Source organism: Polaromonas jejuensis NBRC 106434 (assembly GCF_001598235.1).
Taxonomy (GTDB): domain Bacteria; phylum Pseudomonadota; class Gammaproteobacteria; order Burkholderiales; family Burkholderiaceae_C; genus Polaromonas; species Polaromonas jejuensis.
In genome coordinates this window covers 1-19,902 of record NZ_BCYO01000045.1, presented here as the reverse complement: position 1 = coordinate 19,902, position 19,902 = coordinate 1, and the positions used below count along the sequence as shown (strand labels likewise).

Below are 19,902 nucleotides of genomic sequence, written 5' to 3'. Positions count from 1 at the left end.
GCTTGCCATCCGGGCTGTCTGTCGATGCAGGTGCTCACACGGACTTTGTCCGCCTATCGGCGGCTGGCCCGGCATCCGCGTGCACAATGCAGCTCCCGAACAGAAAACAGCAGGAGCCGCTTTGAAATTTCGCCTGTTTCGCCGTCGCCTGACCATCAGTTCTCCGCGCATGGCCGTGCGCAGCCCTTTTCCCTGGCCCTTGCGCTGGATGGCCGGCGCCGTGATGCTGGGCTTTTCTGCCGCCGTGGCCTTGTGGGCGTTTGAGTTTGGCAAGGACATTGCTGGCCTGGACCGCCATGCCAAGGAGGAGTTGACGCAGCTGCGGCAAGAGGTGGGCAGCCTGCGCGCCGAGCGCGACAAGGCGCAATCCATCGCCAATACCTCGGCCAGCCTGCTGACGGCCGAAAAGGCGCTGCAGGAAAAAATGCTGAGCCAGCTCAAGCAGCTGGAGGCCGACAACCACAGCCTGCGCGACGACCTCGGTTTCTTTGAGAGGCTCCTGCCCGCCGGCAGCACCGAGGTGGCCTCCATACGCAGCCTGCAGGCCGAGGTTTTGTCGGACACCCAGCTGAAATGGCAATTGCTGGTCATACAGCCGGTCAAGAATGCCCCGACGTTCAATGGCAAGCTGGAGCTGACGCTTTCCGGCACCCAGATGGGAAAGCCCTGGACCATGAGCTTGCCCGGCGGCTCGCAGGTGCTGCAGTTCAAGCAATACCACCGCATCGAAGGCGTGCTCGATTTGCCGCCGCAGGCCGTGGTAAAAGCAGTGACCGCCAAGGTGATTGAAGGCGGGGCGGTTCGTTCCGTTCAAACCTTCAGGCTTTAAACCCCATCCCACAGGAGTCCGTCCATGTTCGGCAAGAAGAAGCAGCCCCCCATCAAAAGCCTGATTGCGCCGGGCAGCTGCATTGAAGGCAAACTGACATTCACCGACGGCCTGCGTATCGATGGCGAGGTGGTTGGCGACATTCGCGCCGACGAAAGCAGTCCCAGCATTCTGGTGATCAGCGAATCCGCCATCGTGACGGGCCTGGTCCAGGCCGACCACGTGATCATCAATGGCCGCGTGAACGGACCGGTCCATGCGACCGAATTGCTGGAGCTGCAGCCCAAGGCCAGGATAGAGGGTGAGGTGTCTTACAAGGCGCTTGAAATGCACCAGGGCGCCGTCATCTCTGGTCAGTTGCGCCCTATCCTGCATCAGGCGCTGGCAGAGATCCAGCCGGCAGCCCCCCAGGCCCTGGAAGACAAGCCGGTGCTGAAGCTGGCCGGCAAGAAACATGGATGAGGGCCAAGCCGTGAGCGCTGAAGGAATGCCGTGGCGGCGGGCGAATCGGTCCAATACCCCGCTAAGACGTATGGGCGCTATGGTTGATGGCTTTGCTGTACTATTTAGCCATTGAGTCCTGAATAACGGAGCCCCCATGAGCGCAGTTGCCGAAAACATCCAAACCGAGATGCCCGCCCCCTTTGTGTTTACCGACAGCGCCGCGGCCAAGGTCGCCGAGTTGATCGCGGAAGAGGGCAATCCGGACCTGAAGCTGCGCGTCTTCGTGCAGGGGGGCGGCTGCTCCGGCTTCCAGTACGGTTTCACCTTTGATGAAATCACCAACGAAGACGACACCACCATGACCAAAAACGGCGTGTCCCTGCTGATCGATGCGATGAGCTACCAGTACCTGGTGGGCGCCGAAATTGATTACAAGGACGACCTCGAAGGTGCCCAATTCGTGATCAAGAATCCCAACGCCACCAGCACCTGCGGTTGCGGCTCAAGCTTCTCTGCCTGACGCTTTTCTGCGGGCCAGTGCATTGGCCCCCATTAAAAAACCGCCTTTCAGGCGGTTTTTTTGATTTCAGCCTCGATAAAACCAGGAAATTCGGGCGCCAAGCCGCTTATTGATGATGCAAACCGAACAAAAATCACTGCGCATGCTGCTCTGGCTGGTGGCGGTCGGGTTTTTCATGCAAACCCTGGATGCCACCATCGTCAACACGACCCTGCCCGCCATGGCCAGGAGTTTTGGCGAAAGCCCGCTGCGCATGCAGTCGGTGGTGGTGGCCTATTCGCTGACCATGGCCATGCTGATTCCGGCTTCTGGCTGGATCGCCGACCGCTTCGGCACCCGGCGCGTCTATGTGGGGGCCATTTCCCTGTTTGTGCTGGGCTCCATCGCCTGCGCGCTCTCGCAAAACCTCGGCCAGCTGGTGGCCGCGCGCGTCCTGCAGGGGCTGGGTGGCGCCCTGCTGTTGCCGGTCGGGCGACTGGCGGTATTGCGCGCCTTTCCGCGCGAGCGCTTCTTGCAGGCCATGAACTTTATCGCGATTCCCGGCCTGCTGGGCCCGCTGATAGGCCCGACGCTGGGCGGCTGGCTGGTGGAGGTGGCGACCTGGCACTGGATCTTTCTCATCAACATTCCGGTGGGCCTGTTCGGCTGCGTGGCCACGGTGATTTACATGCAGAACCAGCCGCGGCTCGCCGTGCCGCGCTTTGATTTGCCGGGCTATCTCTACCTGGCGTTTGGCATGGTGGCGGTGTCCCTGGCGGTCGATGGCCTGTCGGGGCTGGGCCTCAAGCAGGCCAGCGTGCTGGTCCTGCTAGTGTTTGGCCTGGCCAGCCTGGCGGCCTATTGGCTGCATGCGGCCAGGCGGCCCGATCCGCTTTTTTCGCCGCAGCTCTTTTCCATTCCCACGCTCAGCATCGGCTTGCTGGGCAATCTGTTTTCGCGGCTGGGCAGTTCCTGCATGCCGTTTCTGGTGCCCCTGCTGCTGCAGGTCAGCCTGGATTATTCGCCCATGCAGGCGGGGTTGATGATGGTGCCGGTGGCCACGGCCAGCATGCTGACCAAACGCATCACGACGCCGTTGATCACGCGGCTGGGCTATCGCCGGGTGCTGGTGGCCAATACGGCGCTGGTGGGCCTCACGATGGCGAGCTTTGCCCTTGCCACGCCGGCCCAGCCCCTGGGGCTGCTGGTTGTGCAGCTGGCCCTGTTTGGCGCGGTCAACTCCATGCAGTTCACCGCCATGAACACGATCACGCTGCGCGACCTGGACAGCACCATGGCCAGCAGTGGCAACAGCCTGTTGTCCATGGTGCAAATGCTGGCCATGGGCATGGGCGTCGCCGCTGCGGGCGCCGTGCTGGCGGCGTTCACGGCCTTCTTTGGCAGCGGCGAAGCCGTGCAGACGCTGCACTCCTTTCAGGCGACTTTTGCCTGCATGGGGCTGATCACGCTGGCTTCGGCCGGCATCTTCTGGCAGCTGTCACCGGCCGTGCGCGCGGTGAAAAAGGCCGAGGCGACGGAAGCCTTGGGGCAGGGCTAGTACTGCAACCCGAAAATATCGAAACATGAAAGCGCGTCTTCGCACCCATGGCGGCGGTGCAATCCTTGCGAAGGCGTACAGCCTTCGCTGCGGCTTGCGCCTTGCCCTGGGCGCGAATCCATCGCTTTCATTTTGTTTCGCTACTTCCGGGTTGCAGTACTAGAGCGCCGGCCGCGATCCGGTCCGCATCAGGCCGGATAGAGCGCCCCCAGCACCCGCGGCCCGGCCGCGCCCGTCACGCTCGCCAGGTTGCCGGCTTGCCGGGTCACGCTCTGGCGGGCCAGCCAGGCAAAGGCGGTGGCTTCGACCTGCAGGGGGGGCAAGCCGTGGGCATCCGAGGTGCTGACGTGCAGCTGGGGCAAGCCCGCCTGCAGGCGCAGCATCAGGTGTTGGTTGAACGCGCCGCCACCGCAGACGATCAACTCCTTGCTCTCTTTCCCATAGCTATTGACGCCCGCTATGCAAGCGCTGGCGGTGAATTCTGTCAATGTGTTCTGGATATCCTGGGGGCGCTCGGCGGCGAAGGGCTGCAGTTTTTCGGCCAGCCATGTCAGGCTGAAGAGGTCCCGGCCCGTGCTTTTGGGGATGGGCAGGGAGAAATAGGGCGCGTCCAGCAGGCTGGCCAGCAGCGCGGGAATCAGCCGCCCGCTGGCCGCCCAGGCCCCGCCGGCATCAAAGGGCTGACCGGTGTGTTGCTGGCACCAGGCGTCCATCAGGGCATTGCCCGGCCCGCAATCGAAGCCCAGTACCGGCGACGCGGGGTCATGCGGCAGGATGCTCAGGTTCGAAATGCCGCCCAGGTTCAGCACCGCCATGGTGGCATCGGCACGGCCAAAAACACCCTGGTGGAAAGCCGGTACCAGCGGCGCACCCTGGCCGCCAGCGGCTACGTCGCGGCTGCGGAAATCGGCCACCACATCAATCCTGGTGAGTTCGGCCAGCAGGGCCGGCTGATTGAGCTGGAGCGTGTAGCCCACGCCATCGGCTTCGGCCGAGCTTCTTTGGGGCTGGTGCCTGACGGTTTGCCCGTGGGCGCCAATGGCCTGAATCTGCGCGGCCGCAATCCCCTGTGCGGCAACCTGCTCCAGAAGGGCGTGAACCACGTCGGCATACACCACGGCCAGCCGGTTGCCGGCGATGGCCGCGCGGTGCAGTTCGTTGTGGCTGGGCGCGTTCAGCGCCAGCAACTCGGCGCGGAAGCCAGCCGGAAAGGGCGCCGTGGCCGCCGCGAGCACCCGCAGTTGCCGGCCCGAGAAATCCACCAGCACCCCATCGACGCCGTCGAACGAGGTGCCTGACATCAGGCCAATGTAGTAGTCATGCATGCGGCCATTTTGCCGTATGACGGGCCGCCCAAGGGTGTTGAACGAACGTGGGGGCCGGTAATTTCCCGCCGGGCCGCCCCAAGGGAAATTAGCCCCCTCGGGGGGCAGAGAGCTACACGAAGTGAGCGAACGTGGGGGCCGCAGTTACTCCGCGCGGGTCTGGCTTATGGTGGCTGCCGCCAGCAACTGGTTCTTGACGCCCGCGGCGAGTTGCCTGAATGCCGGCAGGGCCGCCGTTGACAGGGGAATGGTTTCGCTCTGCTTGGCGATGGTCATCGGGTCCTGCTGCATGCCGTTGACGCGGAATTCGAAATGCAGGTGCGGGCCGGTGGCCCAGCCGGTGGCGCCGACCAGGCCTATGGTCTGGCCCTGGCTCACGGTCTGGCCGCGCTGCACCAGGATCTTGCTCAGGTGCGCATACACCGTTTCGTGGTTGTTGCGGTGCTTGATGAAGATCACGTTGCCGTAGCCGTTCTGCACGCCGGCAAACTCCACGACGCCGTCGCCAACGGTTCGTGCGGGTGTACCGGTGGTGGCGGCAAAGTCGGTACCCAGGTGCGCCTTCCAGAGTTTCAAAATCGGGTGAAAGCGCATCGAAAAGCCGCTGCTGATGCGCGAGAACTCCACCGGGGAGCTCAGGTAGGCGTGGCGCAGGCTGCGGCCGTCCAGCGTGTAATAGCCGCCCTTGTTGGGGGCGCCTGCGGCATCCTTGCCCGGGGGCTGGAACCACATGGCCTGGTAGCTCTTGCCGTCATTGACGAACTCGGCCGACAGCACGCGGCCGGTGCGCAGCGCCTCGCCATCGGCCTCCAGGGTTTCGTACACCACGTTGAAACGGTCACCTTTGCGCAAGGCACGACGGAAGTCGATATCACCCGAGAAAATTTCCGCGAGCTGCACGGCCACGCCATCGGGAATGCGGGCTTCGTCGGTGGCGGCGAACAGCGAGGTCTGGATGCTGCCGCTGGCCAGACGCGCCGAACTGGCATAGGGCGCCGTCTCCACGCGCGAGTTGAAGCCGGTGGCGCCGCGCTCTATCACCAGGCGCTTGAACATTGTTTCGTCATCGGTGGGCCAGCGCATGCTGAGCTTGAGCAACTGCTGGCTGTCGCTGGCTTCTGCCGTCACGGTCTTGCCCGGACGGCCCGCCAGGATCATTTGCGCATTGGCGTCGGAGCGCAAAAAGGCGGCCGCCGCGCTGTCGTCAATGTTCAGGCGCTTGAGCAGGGCGTCGGCGGTGTCGCTGCTGCGCGTGCTTTCGGTGCGGAACAGGTTGAAGCGGAAATCGGAGAGGGATTCTGTCTGGACCTGGGTGGGCAGGGGATCCACGGCCTCGACGATCTGGTGCACCGGCAAGTCGGCGGCATCGGGCGCCAGTGGCGCGACACCGAAGGCGGTGACGCCGGTGCCCAGCAGCAGCACGGCCAGGCTGGCGGTGACTCGTTTGGGATGGCGGCGGAGGACCTTGGCAAGGGAAGGCAGAAACTGGGACGGGACGGGCAGGCGCAAAGCGAAATTCCCAACGAGGGTGCATCGGGCGACGCTGACGTGCCGGACTGCGATATAAGGGATCGATGACCAGCCCCTCTTGGTGGATGGGGGTCTGGGGTCATCGGACTCAAAGACTCAAAACGATCGGGTTCCGATCAGCAAGTTACAGGCCAACTAAAATGCCGGCCTGAAGCAGGACAACCGCAATTATATCTGTCGGACAATGCCTCGACATGAAAAAACCTTTATGAATCAAGACCTTGTTACAAATCCCCCGATCACCGACCGTGTAAAGATGGCCTTGGCCGTGTCGCTGCGGGGCTGCGAAGAGTTGATCCCTCAGGATGAATGGGTCAAAAAACTGGCCCGCAGCGAAGCCACCGGCGTGCCGCTGCGCATCAAGCTGGGGCTGGACCCGACCGCTCCCGACATTCATGTCGGCCATACGGTGGTGCTGAACAAAATGCGTCAGCTGCAGGATTTGGGGCACCAGGTGATTTTCCTGATCGGCGATTTCACCAGCCTGATCGGCGACCCGTCGGGCCGCAACACGACGCGCCCGCCGCTCACGCCCGAGCAGATCAAGGTCAATGCCGAAACCTATTACCGCCAGGCCAGCCTGGTGCTGGACCCGGCCAAAACCGAGATCCGCTACAACAGCGAGTGGAGCGAGCCGCTGGGCGCCACCGGCATGATCCAGCTGGCCTCGCGCTACACCGTGGCGCGCATGATGGAGCGCAACGATTTCCATGACCGCTTCAAGGCCGGCTCGCCCATCAGCGTGCACGAATTCCTCTACCCGCTGATGCAGGGCTACGACTCGGTGGCCCTCAAGAGCGACCTGGAACTGGGCGGCACCGACCAGAAGTTCAACCTGCTGATGGGCCGGCACCTGCAGGCCGAGTATGGCCAGGAGCCGCAGTGCATTCTCACCATGCCGCTGCTCGAAGGCCTGGACGGGGTCGAGAAGATGTCCAAGTCCAAGAACAACTACATCGGCATCAGCGAAGACGCCAACAGCATGTTTGCCAAGGTGCTGAGCATTTCCGACGTGCTGATGTGGAAGTGGTACCTGCTGCTGTCCTTCAAGAGCGAAGCCGAGATTGCCGCGCTCAGGGCCGAAGTCGAGGCCGGCCGCAACCCGAAAGACGCCAAGGTGGCCTTGGCCAAGGAGATCACGGCGCGCTTTCACTCGGCCGCCGCCGCCGATGCGGCCGAGCAGGATTTCATCAACCGCAGCAAGGGCGGCGTGCCCGAAGACATCCCCGAGGTGTCGCTGTCGGGCGCACCGCTGGGGATTGGCGCGCTGCTCAAATCCGCCGGCCTGGCGCCTTCGGGCAGCGAGGCCAGCCGCCTGATCGACGGCGGCGGCGTGCGGGTGGATTCCAGCGTGGTGAGCGACAAGGCGCTCAAGCTGGCTGCCGGCACTTACGTGGTGCAGGTCGGCAAGCGCAAGTTTGCGCGGGTGACGCTGGCCTGACTTCCTGGCCTGATGCGCCAGTGCCCTAGCGGGCGCCGGCCTTTTCCAGCATCCGCACCATCTCGCCGTAGCCGCGCGACTTGGCCAACTGCAGCGGCGTGTTGCCCTGCCGGTCGGCCAGTTGCAGGTTGGCCCCGGCCTCGATCAGCGCCTTGAGCGTGGACTGGTGGCGGGCGCCGCCATTGCCCAGCACGATGGCTTCGATCACGGCCGTCCAGTGCAGGTTGTTGACATGGTCCAGCGGCGCACCGGCGGCAATCAGCTGCCTGACCACGCCGTCATGGCCCAGATGGGCGGCGGCGATCAGGGCCGTGCCGTCGTAGCGGCTGGTGACCTGTTTGGCGCTGGCGCCCAGTGACAGCAGCAGGCGCAGCGTTTCCTCGTCGTCGGCGACGGCGGCAATCGTCACGCCGTCGTAGCTGTCCTTGTCGAGCAGGTTGATGTTGGCGCCCGCTTTCACGAGGGCGCGGATAGCGCCTTGCCGTTTCGCAAAGGTCGCCACATGAATGGGCGTGCGGCCGTTGCCGTCGCGGGCATCAAGCTCGGCCTTTACCTCAGACTTCGCTGCGGCGAGTTTTTCAATCTGGGCCACATCGCCCTTGTGGGCGGCGGCGTGCAGGCCCTGGTAGGCGGCCACTTCGGTGGCGCCAGGGGCGACCTGGGCCGAAGCGGGCGCGGCCGCCACGGCAGCCAGCCCGCAGGCTGCGGCCAACACCAGCAGTTGCAGGGGCAGACGAAATAGGCCTGGCGTCATGGCGGCATGCTTTCCAGGTTTACTTCAGCTGGTCCTTGACCTTGTCCAGTGCGGCCACGGCGCAGGCTTCGTCGAGGTGGCCGCCGGGTGCGCCGCCGACACCGACCGCGCCTATGGTTTCATTGCCGACCTTGACGGGAACGCCGCCGCCCAGCAGCAAAAAGCCGGGGATGTGAGTCAGGTTGGCGGCGGCGGGATTCTTCTGGGCGCCTTCCATCATGGCCAGCGTGTTGTTTTTGGCCGATGCCGAGGTGAAGGCTTTTTGCAGGCTGGCGGCCAGCGTGTGCGGGCCGGCATTGTCGGCGCGCTGTACGGCGCGCACGGTGCCGGCGCGGTCCACCACGGTAACGCCCACGGCATAGCCGTTGGCCGAGCAGGCGGCCACGGTGGCGGCGGCGATCTGGTTGGCCAGCTCGAGGGAGATGTTTTTCTCGGTCCGCACGCCTTGGGCGCTGGCAGCGGCGGCCACGAGGGACAGGGCAAGAGCGGAAACCTTGATGATGTTGCGCATGGAGTTCTCCAGAAGTTGGTTTGTTGAAACGGTTCAGTCGCCGCCGGGCCGCCCCAAGGCGACTGCGGCCCCCCTGGGGGCAGCGCAGCACACGAAGTGGCAAGCGTGGGGGCCTCACATTCAACCGTGGGAGAACTTTAAAAAATAGCGGCGATTTCGCCCATGCGTAGGGCTACGCGCCGGGCTCCGTAGAAATACTGCCCCCACGGTCCTTCGCTTCGCGTAACTCCCTGCCCCCCGAGGGGGCCGCCCGCCTGCGGCCCGGCGAAGCCGGTTCCGCGGCTTGGACTGGCTTTCGGTGGATACCTATCGACCGTCGGCTTCGTCTGCCAGCGTCGCATATTGCCGGATCAGCTGCGCCAGCGACTCGGCTTCCAGCTTGGCAAAGAGGTTGGCGCGGTGGGTTTCCACGGTGCGCGGCGAGACATCGAGTGCGCGGCCGATTTCCTTGTTGGTGAGACCGGCCACGATCAGGCCCAGCACCTCGCGCTCGCGCTCCGACAGCTGGGCATAGCGCTCCTGCGCCTGCCGGCCGGTCTTGTTGCGCTCGCGCGACTTGACATGCTGGCGCACGGCGTTTTGCAGGGCTTCCAGCAGCTGCTCGTCATTGACCGGCTTTTCCAGGAACTCGGCCGCGCCGGACTTGAAGGCGCGGCGGCACAGCTCCACCGTGCCGTGGCCGGTCAGCATGATGATGGGCTGGTCCACGCCCTGCGCCTTCAGGGTGTCGAGCACGCTCAGGCCGCTGATGCCGGGCATGCGCACGTCCAGCACGATGGCGCCTATCGTCTGCCGGTCAAACTCGCGGATGAAGCTTTGCGGGTCGGCCCAACTTTGCACGCGCAGGCCCACCGTGCCTATCAGCAGCGCCAGGCTGCTGCGCACGGCCTCATCGTCGTCGATGAGGTGCACCAAGGGTGACAGGGATGAGCTCATGACTTGGCCGCCATGGGCAAAGACAGCCGGAACACGGCACCGCGTGGCGCATGGTGCGCGGCCACCAGGCTGCCGCCCATGCCGCTGGCCAGCGTTTCGCACAGGCTCAGGCCCAGCCCGAGGCCGGCCTCGCGTGTGGTGAAGAAGGGCTCGAAAATGCGCGGCAGCACATCAGCCCCAATGCCCGGGCCGCTGTCGGTCACGCTGATCACGCCCAGGCTGCCTTCCGCGCCCAGCGTGACCGTGAGCTGGCGCTCGCGTGCCGGCACCTGTTCCAGTGACTGCAGGGCATTCATCAGCAGGTTGTGGATGATTTGCTCCAGCGCCACCGGCTCGGCCAGCACGGTGGTGGGGGTGGGCGGCAATTCCAGTTGCGGCGTGACTTCGCGGCGCTTGAATTCCGGCTCCAGCAAATACAGCGCGTTGCGCACCGCATCCTGCAACACCACAGCCTGCGGCTGCGCCGCCCGGTCGGGGCGCTCCACCGCGCGGCGCAGCCGCCCGACCACTTCCGAGGCGCGGCGGGCTTGTTCCACGGCTTGCGTCATGGCGCTGCGGGCGCTGGCCAGTTCGGGCGGTTCGTCATTGAGCAGCCGGCTGGCGGCCTGGGTGTTGGCCAGCACGGCGGTCAGCGGCTGGTTCAGCTCATGGGCCATGCCGGCGGCCAGTTCGCCCAGGGTGTTCAGGCGCGCCACCTGGCCCAGGCGCAGCAGTTCTTCGGCGCGCTGGCGTTCGGCGCGCTGGCGCAGCAGCGCCCGCCAGGCCCCCAGCAAGGCCGCCACCAGCGCGGCCCAGCCCAGCATCCAGCCCCAGGGTAGCTCACCCCAGCCGACCTGGCGCAGGGCGACCACCTCAAAGGGCTGGCTCTCGGCGGCCAGGTGTTTGTGAAATTCAAAGCGCCAGCCGCCTTCGTGAATGCGGCCGGGCTGCAGCAGAAAGCGCTGGCCTTCATGCTCCAGCGTCACGCGCACCGGGCTGCTGTCCGGGGCCATGGGCCATTCGCTCCAGGGCACGACGGCGCGCAGGTCCAGTTGCAGGGCATAGCTGCTGGGCTCTGCCGCCAGCACCAGCTGGTAGCGGCCGCGGGCCAGGTCTGCGCCGGCCAGTACCGGGCGGCGCAGCGCGCGCGACAGGGTTTCGGCCACCCGCAAGCGTTCATCGGGCCAGCCGGCCTCGCGATCGCGCCGCTGCACGTTGATGATTTGCGGGTAGACCGCAGGCAGGCGCTGTTCGGGCGGGGAGACCTCGGTGGCATCTGCGGCGGGCTGCAGCAGCGCCAGCGTCGCCATCACGGCATCGTGCTGCACCACGCGCTGGCTCAGCAGCCGGTGGGCAATGCGCGCGTCGGTTTCAAACGCCGCCTGCAGCTGCGCCAGCTCCAGGCGCGCCAGCACCACGCCGCCCAGTGCGGTGATGGCGCACCAGAGCAGGGCCCAGGTGAGGCGGCGGTGTGGCAGGGCAGGCATCGCCGCATTCTTGCATAGCCGGTTTGCCGCATCGCAGACAATGGGCGCATGAGCCGACTGGACCAACAATCATTGACACCTCAGCGCCTGTTGCGCGCCTCTGTGGTGCTTGCCCTCATCACCATCGTGCTCAAAACGGGGGCCTGGTATGTCACCGACTCGGTCGGCCTGCTGTCGGACGCGATGGAGTCTTTGGTGAATCTGGCCAGCGCCCTGTTTGGCCTGGCCATGGTCACCATTGCCAAGCGCCCGGCCGATGAGGACCATCCCTACGGCCACCACAAGGCCGAGTATTTTTCATCCGGCTTTGAAGGCGCCCTCATCTTCGTGGCGGCGCTGGCCATCATCTGGGCGGCTGCCCACCGACTGATGAGTCCGCAGCCGCTGCAGCAGCTGGGCTTGGGGCTGGCGCTTTCCATCGTCAGTTCGGCGCTCAACGGCCTGCTGGCCTGGTTCATGTTTCGTTCGGCCAAGGTGCACCGCTCGATTGCCCTGGAAGCTGATGCCAGGCACCTGGTCACCGATGTCTGGACTTCGGCCGGTGTGGTCGTCGGCATTGCTGCGGTGGCGTTGACGGGCTGGCTGTGGCTGGATGCCGCGGTGGCGATAGGCGTGGCCGTGAACATCCTGCGGGAGGGCGCCCGACTCATCTGGCGTTCGTCCCAAGGCCTGATGGATGAAGCCGTCGAGCCCGAGGTGCTGGCCGATATTCAGCAGACGCTGGCGGGCTTCCAGCACCCGACCATACGTTTTGACCACGTGACGACGCGCCGCGCCGGCCAGCGCCGTTTTGTGGATCTGCACATGCACATGCCGGCCAACTGGTCGCTGGGGCGCGCTGCGGCGCTGCGGGCCAGCGTGGAGCAGGCCCTGATGAGCGCCGTGCCCGGCCTGCGCGCCACCATCCAGCTGCTGCCCAGTGATGTGGAGCCCCATTTTGATGACGAGAAGGATTTGATCTGAATGAAAGCCGTATTGCAGCGCGTGAGCCAGGCGCGGGTGGTGATTGAGGGGCAAACCGCCGGTGAGATTGGCGCGGGCCTGCTGGTGCTGGTGTGCGCCGAGCGCGGCGACAGCGAAACGCAGGCCGACAAGCTGCTGGCCAAGATCCTCAAGCTGCGCATTTTCTCCGACGAGGCCGGCAAGATGAACCGCAGCGTAGAGGACATCGGCGGCGGCCTGCTGATCGTGAGCCAGTTCACGCTGGCGGCCGACACCTCGGGCGGCAACCGGCCGGGCTTTGGCAACGCCGCGGCGCCCGACGAGGGGCGGCGGCTCTATGACCACTTTGTGGCGCAGGCCCGCGCCGCGTACCCGGTGGTCGCCACCGGGCGCTTCGCGGCCGACATGAAGGTGCATCTGGTCAACGACGGGCCTGTTACGATCCTGCTGACGGTGTCTTAGCGCTATCTAACAAAGATAACAAAGAACTTTATGAAACCCATTTTCTTTGCTGCCGCACTGGCGCTGTTCGGGTTGTCTGCCCAGGCGGAGCCGATACCACTCATCGACGTTCATGCCCATTTCCAGACCAGTCCCGTCAAGGACCTGGACGCTTCGTACAAGGCCGCGCTGGCCACCATGGACCGCCGGAATATCGCCCGGTCCCTGCTGATGCCGCCACCGTATGACACCCGGGTGCCGAAAAGATTTTATGACATCGAGGATCTTCTTTTCACCACGAAGGCCAGCCCCGACCGTTTTGCGGTGCTCGGAGGAAGCACGCTGAACATCATGATTCATGACACGTCGCCCGAGTCGGTTGATGAGAGCGTTCGTGCAAAGTTTCGAAAGCGGGCACTGGAGATCGTGAAGCTGGGCGCCGTGGGATTTGGTGAAATATCCGTCCTGCATGTATCCATACCGCTGATGGGACGGAACCATCCCTATGAGATGGTGCCGCCTGACCACCCTCTGCTCCTGCTGCTGGCGGACATCGCCGCGGAGAACGACCTTCCGATCGACCTGCACTGCGATCTGGTGCCCGAAGACATGCCGCTGCCGGATGGGCTCAGGAGCAATCCGCAGAACCCGTCCCAGCTGGAAGCCAATCTGCCAGGCCTCCAACGGCTGCTTGCGCACAACAGTCAGGCCAAGATCGTTTGGTCGCACGTCGGCTTTGAGCCGCTGAGGACAAGGCGGCCAGGCCTGGTTCGCAGAATGCTGGCAAGCTATCCCAATCTGTACATGAGCTTTCGTTTGAATCGGGGTACGCTCCAGCCTGCATCAGCCATGGACCCGGATGGAACTGTCAAACCGGCGTGGGTTGACCTGGTGCGGGAATTCCCGGACCGCTTCATGCTCGGCAGCGATGCATTTTATGAGCGTGGCGGCATCGCCCGCGGTTCCAGCGACGACGGGATGGGCCATTTACGCACACTGATAGAGCAGCTGCCGCCGGATGTCGGTGTCAAGGTGGCAAGCGAAAACGCAATGCGTATTTACCGCCTGAAAAGCCCCGCAACGAACTAAGGTGAGGGAAGCAAAGCGGTACATCCGCAGGTCGCCACGGGCCAGTTTGCGGCCGACATGCAGGTGCAGCTGGTCAACGACGGACCGGTGACGATTTCACTGCAGGTGGCCTAGCGGCCGCCGCCGCCCGCGCCGCGTCGTCCACGCTCCAGAACAGCGCCACGCCGCCATGGGCCGCATCGGTCAGGCCCATGCGCGCCAGCGCCTCTCGCGGCCTGTCCTTGACGCGCGCCAGCAGCAGGGCCGTGCCCTGGCGGCGCAGGCTGGCGGCAAATTCGGCGAGCGCTTCCACGGCGGTGTTGTCCAGGTCGTCGCAGACCTCCAGGCTCAGCACCACGACGGTTGCGCGCGCCGCTTCGGCGCGTTGACTGACGAGGTGGAATACCTGTTCGGCGTTGGCGAAGAACAGCGGCTCCTCGGGCCGCATGATGAGCGTGCCGTCGACCGCGGTGGCATCGGCATGGCGCGCCCGGTCCAGGTAGTCGCGCGTGCCGGGCAAGCGGCCCAATTCGGTGACCAGCGGCTGCGCGAAGCGCCGGATCGCCAGCAGCAGCGACAGCGCCACGGCCAGCAGCATGCCGAACAGCACGCCAAACAGCAGCACGCCCGCAGCCGCTACCGGCGCCAGCCAGACATCGCCACCCAGGTGCAGCGAGGACAGCACGGCGCGTGGCCAGAGGCTGTGCGAGAGGATGCCGACCACCACGCCGGCGAGCACCGGCATCGGCAGCAGCGCCAGCCAGGGGCGCGCCAGCCACAGCAGCAGCGCCAGCGCCAGCGCGGCGGCCACGCCCGCCCATTTGCTGCGCCCGCCGGCCGCCTGGTTGGCCGAGGCGGCCGAAAAACCCGCCCCCACCGGCAGGCCCTGCAACAGGCCGCTCGCGAGGTTGGCGGCGCCCAGGGCCAGCAGTTCGCGGTTGCCATCGACCTGGTCGCCACTTTGCAGCGCCAGCGAGCGCACCGAGCCCCAGGATTCGGCGAACAGGATCAGAAGCAGCGCCGGCGCGATTTCTATGGCATGCAGCCAATGGTTGGCGCTCAAGGCCGGCAGGCGCCAGTCCAGCGCCTGCCAGGCGATGTCCCCCACCAGCGCCACGCCCTGCGTGCTGAGGTCGAGCATGGCTGACAGCGCCACGCCCAGCCCCAGGACCAGCAGCGAGGTGGGCAGAAACAGCCGGCGCTGCAGCCCGTGATGCAGCGCCAGCCACAAGGCCAGGGCGCCTGCGCCCAGTGCCACGCTGGCGCGGTGCCAGTGCGCCGCTTGGGCCAGCAGCTCCCCTGCCAGGGGGCCTGCCAGCGAGGCATGAACCGGGACGCCCGCGATATGCGGCAACTGCTTGAGCACGATGGTCAGCGCCAGCGCCCAGGCGAAACCGCGCAGCACCGGGCGCGAAATGAAGGCGCCGAGGAAGCCCGCCCGCAGCGCGGCGGCCGTCAGAAACAGGGCGCCGGTCAGGCTGACCAGCGCATAGCCCATGGCCGGCCCGCCCAGCGCCATCGTCGAGGCAAACACCGCCGCTGCCGACGAGGTAGGGGCCACCATGGCGAAACGGCTGGTGCCCCAGCAGGGGTAGAGGCACAGGCCGACCAGCGCGGCCAGAAAGGCGTGCATGGGCGGCACGCCCGCGATGGCGGCGTAGGCCACGGCCTCGGGCAGCAGCACGCCGGCCACCGAGACGCCGGCCAGCAGGTCGGCCCATGAGAATTTGGGGCCGGCGACGCTGCGGCCCTGTTGGATAGGCGGGGCGGAATCGCTCATGGCCGGCCCCACGGTCTCATGAGACCAGCGGTGATGTCGCCCCCGACCAACCCGGCAGGTGGGCGGCTTCGGCGCTGTGGCACAGCGTTATGGCCGCCTGCAGGGCGGCGTCGGGGTCACGCCGGAGCTGTGCGGTCTTGATGCGGCGGCGGAAGAAGTCGGCCCAGAGGAATTCGGCAAAGGGCGTGGCGTCCTTGGGAAAGCCGCCTGCGTGCCGCACCTCGCCGGCCAGGCTGCGGTAGGGGTCATCGGCGAGTTCGCCCAGCGCCTTGGGCAGATCGGTCACGGGGCGGCGGCGGCCCTTCGCATCGTAAGGGTGCACCCATTGATGGTGGTCCATCACGGTCCAGAACTCGTCCTTGGCGAGTTGCCCCAGGTCCTTGAGCAGCACCACAAAGCTCTGGTGCACACCTTCCTCGAGCAGGGCGCGTCCCAGGTGGTGGTGGTCGACGATATAAAAGTTGTCACTCGGGCCGCGCACCGCGGGAAACCAGTGGCTGTCCAGGAATTTCTGGCGCTCGCCCTTGCCCATGCCGCTCCACAGGCCGCGCTTTTCCTGCACCTCGGCGTAGCCCACGGTGATCTGGGTGGGACGCAGCCGGCCCAGATCGGCTTTGAACAGGTGCTGGTGACGGGTGTGCATGGCGGGCCTCCTGGATGTGGATGGAAGATAGAGCCGTGAATGGCCCGCCAGTATCCCTCATTCCATTTCCAGATCAACCGCGCACTTTGTCAGCTTCGCTGGCCGTACGTTTGTACTGTCTGCGCTTCGCTTTCGCGTTCACGATTGATCTGGAAATGGAATCAGTACGGGTTGTCGTAACCGAGCGCGCCCAGCAGCAGGATTTCCAGCGCCTCCATCTCCAGCGCGTCCCGCTCATTCGTTTCATGGTCGTAGCCCTGGGCGTGCAGCGTGGCGTGGATCAGCAGGTGGGCGTAATGCGCCTGCAAGGTCTTGTGGCTCTCTTGCGCCTCCCTGGCCACCACCGGGGCGCACAACACCAGGTCGGCGGTGACGACGGGCGCCTGGGTGTAGTCGAAGGTCAGCACATTGGTGGCGTAGTCTTTGTGCCGGTAGTCGCGGTTCAGCGCCTGGCCTTCCTCGGCGTCCACGATGCGCACGGTGATTTCGGCATCATTTTGCAGCGCCTGGCGTATCCAGCGCGCGACGCTGCGGCGGGGCAGGGCGGCGCGATGCCGGGCGGCGTCCTTCAGCGCACCGAACTGCAGCGACAGGTTCAGGTTTTTAAGAGGCATTTCGGCTCCTGGCCCTTGATGGGCGGGCGGATGGTGCTATGGATTCGATAGTCTCAACGGCGGCGAGGTCGGGGCTGCGCTGCTTGTCGTAGGCGTCCACAATGCGCGCCACCAGCGGGTGCCGCACCACGTCGGCGCTGGTCAGCCGGGTGATGGCAATGCCCTTGACGCGCTTGAGCACGCGCTCGGCGTCTATCAGGCCGCTGAGTTGCGTGCGCGGCAAATCGATCTGGCTGACGTCGCCCGTGATCACGGCCTTGGCGCCAAAGCCTATGCGCGTCAAGAACATCTTCATCTGCTCGGGCGTGGTGTTTTGCGCTTCATCGAGGATCACAAAGGCATGGTTGAGCGTGCGGCCGCGCATGAAGGCCAGCGGCGCAATCTCTATCTGCTGGCGTTCAAAGGCCTTTTGCACGCGCTCAAAGCCCATCAGCTCATACAGCGCGTCATACAGCGGCCGCAGGTAGGGGTCGACCTTCTGGCTCAGGTCGCCCGGCAAAAAACCCAGGCGCTCGCCGGCTTCCACGGCCGGTCGCGTCAGCACGATGCGCTGCACGGTGCTGCGCTCCAGCGCATCGACGGCGCAGGCCACGGCCAGGTAGGTCTTGCCGGTGCCGGCCGGGCCAATGCCGAAGGTGATGTCGTGCGTGGCGATGTTTTCGAGGTAGGTGCCCTGATTGGTGGTGCGGGCCCGCAGGTCGGCACGCCGGGTCGAGAGCGCCATGCCGCCGTCGGGCGTGGTGCTCAGGGCCGTGTCGCTCGCCAGCATGAGCTGCACGGTTTCCGGCTCGATCGGGCGCTGGGCGATTTCATACAGCGCCTGCAGCACCTCCAGCGCCTGCTGGGCCCTGACCTTGGGGCCATCGATCTTGAACTGCTCGAAGCGGTGCGCAATCGTCACCTGAAGCGCCGCTTCGATGGTGCGGATGTTGGAGTCCATGGGCCCGCACAGATGGTCCATGCGGGTGTTGTTGGGCGGCGTGAAGGTGTAGCGAAGAATCAAAAGTAGGTTTCCTGGGCTGGATACAGGCAGATGCGTGATTGTCCCTCCATATTCAAGTCGGTGGTGACTGATAAGATTTGCCCATGATCGGAAGAATCGCTGGCCAGCTGGCCGAAAAAAATCCGCCGGAGGTTCTTGTGGACTGCAACGGCGTCGGCTATGAAGTGCTGGTGCCCATGAGCACCTTCTACAACCTCCCGGCCCTCGGTGAAAAAGTCAGCCTGCTGACCCATTTCGTGGTGCGCGAAGACGCACAAATCCTCTACGGCTTTGGCAGCGCGACCGAGCGCGCCGCGTTTCGCCAGCTCATCAAGATATCGGGCGTGGGCCCGCGCACCGCGCTCAGCGTGCTCAGCGGCATGAGCGTGGAAGAGCTTTCCCAGGCCGTGACACGCCAGGAGCCGGGCCGCATCATCAAGGTGCCCGGCATCGGCAAGAAAACCGCCGAACGCCTGCTGCTGGAACTCAAGGGCAAGCTGGGCGCCGACATAGGTGCGCCCGTCAGCGTCGCCGACGACAGTCAGTCCGACATCCTGCAGGCCTTGATCGCGCTGGGCTACAGCGACCGCGACGCGGCGCTGGCGTTGAAGGCCTTGCCCAAGGACGTGGGCGTGAGCGACGGCATCAAGCTGGCGCTGAAAAGCCTGGCGAAATAAATCCGACGACCTCCATGACCATCCAGACCGACGATTTCGACATGGCCGACCTGCCGCCGGTGCGGCGCATGATGTCTGCGACACCCGCGTCGCCGAAGGAAGAGGCGATAGAGCGCGCGCTGCGCCCCAAGCTGTTTGATGAGTATGTGGGCCAGGCCAAGGCGCGCGAGCAGCTGCAGATCTTTATCGGCGCGGCCAGGAAGCGCAGCGAGGCGCTGGACCATGTGCTGCTGTTCGGCCCGCCAGGCCTTGGCAAGACCACGCTATCGCACATCATTGCGCATGAACTTGGTGTCAACCTGCGGCAGACCTCGGGGCCGGTGCTGGAAAAACCCAAGGACCTGGCGGCGCTGCTGACCAACCTCGAAAAGAACGATGTGCTGTTCATCGACGAGATTCACCGCCTGAGCCCGGTGGTGGAGGAAATCCTCTACCCGGCGCTGGAGGACTACCAGATCGACATCATGATCGGCGAAGGACCGGCGGCGCGCAGCATCAAGCTCGATTTGCAACCCTTCACCCTGGTGGGCGCCACCACCCGGGCCGGCATGCTGACCAATCCCTTGCGCGACCGTTTCGGCATCGTCGCCCGGCTGGAGTTTTACACGCCCGACGAGCTGGCCCGCATTGTCAAACGCAGCGCCAGCCTGCTCCAGGCGCCCATGGACGAGGAGGGCGGTTTTGAGATTGCCCGCCGTTCACGCGGCACGCCGCGCATTGCCAATCGCCTGCTGCGCCGCGTGCGTGATTACGCCGATGTCAAGGGCACGGGAAAGATCACGCTGGACATTGCCAACCTGGCGCTGGCCATGCTGGACGTGGACCCGCAGGGCTTTGACGTGATGGACCGCAAGCTGCTCGAAGCCGTGATCCACCGCTTCGACGGCGGCCCGGTCGGTCTGGACAACATTGCCGCCAGCATTGGCGAAGAGCGTGACACGATTGAAGACGTGATCGAGCCCTATCTCATTCAGCAGGGTTTCCTGCAGCGCACGCCGCGCGGGCGCATTGCCACCCTGGCGGCCTACCGCCACCTGGGCGTGACGCCGCCGCAGGCGGCCAGCGGCCTGTTTGAGCCCTGAACCGGAACCGGAACATGTGATGCCCGCCCTGGCCCCGCTCATGAAGCGCCGCTGGCTTTGGGGGGCGGGGGCGCTGGTGTTGGCCGTCGTTTTGTGGTGGGCCTGGAGCACCTGGCGTGCGCCGCAGGCCGATGCCGTGGTGCTGCAAGCCGCTCCCCTGGTGCGTACCCTGCAATTTTCGGCCCGGGTGGCGACCCTGTCGCGCGTGAGCGTGGGCAGCACCGTCACCGGCCGTGTGGCGAAAGTCGCGGTCAAGGAAGGCGCGCAGGTGCGCCAGGGCGAAGTGCTGGTGCAACTGGAAACCGACGAGCTGCAGGCCGCCCTGGCGCAGGCCCAGTCCGCCGAGCGCCAGGCCGCAGCCCGCCTCGCCGGCCTGCGCA

21 protein-coding genes and 1 pseudogene are annotated in these 19,902 nt (G+C 65.4%); 12 read left to right on the top strand and 10 right to left on the bottom strand.

The genetic code is table 11. From position 1 onward, the window contains the following. Window positions 1-121 precede the first annotated feature (121 nt). From PJE01S_RS23270 to mdtD, 4 genes are all read left to right on the top strand, one after another. Window positions 122-829, top strand: coding sequence for a DUF6776 family protein (locus PJE01S_RS23270; RefSeq protein ID WP_068836100.1), 708 nt, complete (start codon window positions 122-124; stop codon window positions 827-829). 24 nt (window positions 830-853) lie between these two features. Beyond that, window positions 854-1,291 (top strand): bactofilin family protein, encoded by a 438-nt coding sequence (locus PJE01S_RS23265; RefSeq protein ID WP_068836099.1) that lies wholly within the window; start codon window positions 854-856, stop codon window positions 1,289-1,291. Between the two features lie 136 nt (window positions 1,292-1,427). Beyond that, a complete protein-coding gene (gene erpA / locus PJE01S_RS23260) occupies window positions 1,428-1,793 on the top strand; it encodes an iron-sulfur cluster insertion protein ErpA (RefSeq protein WP_068836098.1) in 366 nt (121 codons plus the stop codon). Window positions 1,794-1,908: 115 nt separating this feature from the next. Continuing rightward, window positions 1,909-3,330 carry a multidrug transporter subunit MdtD gene (mdtD, locus tag PJE01S_RS23255; RefSeq protein ID WP_068836102.1) on the top strand — a complete coding sequence of 474 codons (1,422 nt, stop codon included), beginning with the start codon at window positions 1,909-1,911 and terminating at the stop codon, window positions 3,328-3,330. Window positions 3,331-3,518: 188 nt separating this feature from the next. On the opposite strand, the gene PJE01S_RS23250 is transcribed toward mdtD, so the two are convergent. Together PJE01S_RS23250 and PJE01S_RS23245 are read right to left on the bottom strand one after the other, a co-directional pair. Beyond that, window positions 3,519-4,655 carry an anhydro-N-acetylmuramic acid kinase gene (locus PJE01S_RS23250; RefSeq protein ID WP_068836097.1) on the bottom strand — a complete coding sequence of 379 codons (1,137 nt, stop codon included), beginning with the start codon at window positions 4,653-4,655 and terminating at the stop codon, window positions 3,519-3,521. Between the two features lie 144 nt (window positions 4,656-4,799). Beyond that, window positions 4,800-6,164 (bottom strand): M23 family metallopeptidase, encoded by a 1,365-nt coding sequence (locus tag PJE01S_RS23245; protein WP_068836096.1) that lies wholly within the window; start codon window positions 6,162-6,164, stop codon window positions 4,800-4,802. 229 nt (window positions 6,165-6,393) lie between these two features. Here PJE01S_RS23245 and tyrS point away from each other — a divergent pair, with 229 nt between their 5' ends. Then, window positions 6,394-7,626, top strand: coding sequence for a tyrosine--tRNA ligase (gene tyrS, locus PJE01S_RS23240; protein WP_068836095.1), 1,233 nt, complete (start codon window positions 6,394-6,396; stop codon window positions 7,624-7,626). Between the two features lie 25 nt (window positions 7,627-7,651). Here tyrS and PJE01S_RS23235 read toward each other — a convergent pair whose 3' ends face one another. The 4 genes from PJE01S_RS23235 to PJE01S_RS23220 form a co-directional block, all read right to left on the bottom strand. After that, a complete protein-coding gene (locus tag PJE01S_RS23235; RefSeq protein WP_068836094.1) occupies window positions 7,652-8,380 on the bottom strand; it encodes an ankyrin repeat domain-containing protein in 729 nt (242 codons plus the stop codon). A gap of 19 nt (window positions 8,381-8,399) precedes the next feature. Then, a complete protein-coding gene (locus PJE01S_RS23230) occupies window positions 8,400-8,891 on the bottom strand; it encodes a GlcG/HbpS family heme-binding protein (RefSeq protein WP_068836093.1) in 492 nt (163 codons plus the stop codon). A 306-nt stretch (window positions 8,892-9,197) separates the two neighbouring features. Then, window positions 9,198-9,827: a response regulator transcription factor gene (locus tag PJE01S_RS23225; protein WP_068836092.1), complete on the bottom strand. Its 630-nt coding sequence runs from the start codon at window positions 9,825-9,827 to the stop codon at window positions 9,198-9,200. After that, the gene (locus PJE01S_RS23220; protein ID WP_068836091.1) at window positions 9,824-11,293 is read right to left on the bottom strand and encodes a sensor histidine kinase; all 1,470 of its coding nucleotides are present in this window, start codon (window positions 11,291-11,293) and stop codon (window positions 9,824-9,826) included. The genes PJE01S_RS23225 and PJE01S_RS23220 overlap by 4 nt, the downstream gene beginning before the upstream one ends. A gap of 48 nt (window positions 11,294-11,341) precedes the next feature. Between PJE01S_RS23220 and PJE01S_RS23215 the strand changes: the two genes are divergently transcribed. The 4 genes and pseudogenes from PJE01S_RS23215 to PJE01S_RS24870 form a co-directional block, all read left to right on the top strand. Then, window positions 11,342-12,256: a cation diffusion facilitator family transporter gene (locus PJE01S_RS23215; protein WP_068836090.1), complete on the top strand. Its 915-nt coding sequence runs from the start codon at window positions 11,342-11,344 to the stop codon at window positions 12,254-12,256. Continuing rightward, the gene (dtd, locus tag PJE01S_RS23210; protein WP_068836089.1) at window positions 12,257-12,697 is read left to right on the top strand and encodes a D-aminoacyl-tRNA deacylase; all 441 of its coding nucleotides are present in this window, start codon (window positions 12,257-12,259) and stop codon (window positions 12,695-12,697) included. Window positions 12,698-12,727: 30 nt separating this feature from the next. Then, complete coding sequence (locus tag PJE01S_RS23205; RefSeq protein WP_068836088.1) at window positions 12,728-13,765, top strand: amidohydrolase family protein; 1,038 nt, start codon at window positions 12,728-12,730, stop codon at window positions 13,763-13,765. Between the two features lie 9 nt (window positions 13,766-13,774). Beyond that, window positions 13,775-13,879, top strand: a pseudogene (locus PJE01S_RS24870) (D-aminoacyl-tRNA deacylase); the annotation flags it as partial. On the opposite strand, the gene PJE01S_RS23200 reads toward PJE01S_RS24870, so the two are convergent. The 4 genes from PJE01S_RS23200 to PJE01S_RS23185 form a co-directional block, all read right to left on the bottom strand. Further along, window positions 13,839-15,524, bottom strand: coding sequence for a SulP family inorganic anion transporter (locus tag PJE01S_RS23200; protein ID WP_084389727.1), 1,686 nt, complete (start codon window positions 15,522-15,524; stop codon window positions 13,839-13,841). The pseudogene PJE01S_RS24870 and the gene PJE01S_RS23200 overlap by 41 nt on opposite strands. Window positions 15,525-15,540: 16 nt before the next feature. Next, on the bottom strand, window positions 15,541-16,167 hold the full coding sequence (locus tag PJE01S_RS23195) for a ParB-like protein (RefSeq protein WP_068836087.1): 627 nt from the start codon (window positions 16,165-16,167) through the stop codon (window positions 15,541-15,543). 161 nt (window positions 16,168-16,328) lie between these two features. Continuing rightward, the gene (gene ybeY, locus PJE01S_RS23190; RefSeq protein ID WP_068836086.1) at window positions 16,329-16,781 is read right to left on the bottom strand and encodes an rRNA maturation RNase YbeY; all 453 of its coding nucleotides are present in this window, start codon (window positions 16,779-16,781) and stop codon (window positions 16,329-16,331) included. Continuing rightward, window positions 16,771-17,784 carry a PhoH family protein gene (locus tag PJE01S_RS23185; RefSeq protein ID WP_068836085.1) on the bottom strand — a complete coding sequence of 338 codons (1,014 nt, stop codon included), beginning with the start codon at window positions 17,782-17,784 and terminating at the stop codon, window positions 16,771-16,773. The genes ybeY and PJE01S_RS23185 overlap by 11 nt, the downstream gene beginning before the upstream one ends. An 83-nt stretch (window positions 17,785-17,867) precedes the next feature. Between PJE01S_RS23185 and ruvA the strand changes: the two genes are divergently transcribed. From ruvA to PJE01S_RS23170, 3 genes are all read left to right on the top strand, one after another. Further along, the gene (gene ruvA / locus PJE01S_RS23180; protein WP_068836084.1) at window positions 17,868-18,440 is read left to right on the top strand and encodes a Holliday junction branch migration protein RuvA; all 573 of its coding nucleotides are present in this window, start codon (window positions 17,868-17,870) and stop codon (window positions 18,438-18,440) included. Between the two features lie 14 nt (window positions 18,441-18,454). Beyond that, window positions 18,455-19,522, top strand: coding sequence for a Holliday junction branch migration DNA helicase RuvB (gene ruvB, locus PJE01S_RS23175; RefSeq protein ID WP_068836083.1), 1,068 nt, complete (start codon window positions 18,455-18,457; stop codon window positions 19,520-19,522). A gap of 19 nt (window positions 19,523-19,541) precedes the next feature. Beyond that, the coding region (locus PJE01S_RS23170) for a biotin/lipoyl-containing protein (RefSeq protein WP_245660951.1) at window positions 19,542-19,902 on the top strand (361 nt) is incomplete at its 3' end.